Annotated in this window: 1 protein-coding gene; it reads left to right on the forward strand. The window is 49.2% G+C overall.

Translation table 11 applies throughout. From position 1 onward, the window contains the following. Positions 1-710, forward strand: a 710-nt coding sequence (locus tag Aso01_RS15815) for an FAD-dependent oxidoreductase (RefSeq protein ID WP_162179358.1), incomplete at both ends; no start/stop codon positions are given.

The raw sequence follows: 710 nt of genomic DNA on the forward strand, positions 1-710 counted from the left end.
GGCCCTGCGGGTGGAACCTCGGCCATTTATGCCGCACGTAAAGGCATTCGTACCGGTATGATCGCAGAGCGCTTTGGCGGTCAGGTCATTGACACCATGGACATTGAAAACTTTACCTCGGTACAAAAAACCTTGGGGCCGAAGTTTGCCACCGATATGGAAGCACATATTCGTGAATACGATGTCGATATCATGAACTTGCAGCGTGTGAGCAAAATTACTGGTGCAGACCAAACTGCAAATGGTCTGGTACATCTTGAACTTGAAAATGGCGCTACAGTTGAATCGAAAACCGTCATTCTTTCTACTGGTGCACGCTGGAGAAAGATGAATGTTCCAGGTGAGGATGAATATGCCACTCGTGGTGTTGCATACTGCCCACACTGCGATGGTCCGCTGTTTAAAGGTAAGAAAGTAGCGGTGATTGGTGGCGGTAACTCGGGTGTTGAAGCTGCGATTGATCTGGCTGGGATTGTTGAGCATGTGACGCTGATTGAGTTTGATACCAAACTTCGTGCCGATCAGGTCTTGCAAGACAAGCTGAACAGTTTGAGCAATGCCACCGTGATCACGCATGCCTTATCCACTGAAGTGGTGGGAGACGGCAGTCAGGTGACGGGTCTGAAATATAAAGACCGTGGCACTGATACCGAGCATACGCTTGAGCTGTCTGGTATTTTTGTACAGATCGGATTGTTGCCGAACACCGA

The organism is Acinetobacter soli (assembly GCF_000760595.1).
Lineage (GTDB): Bacteria > Pseudomonadota > Gammaproteobacteria > Pseudomonadales > Moraxellaceae > Acinetobacter > Acinetobacter soli.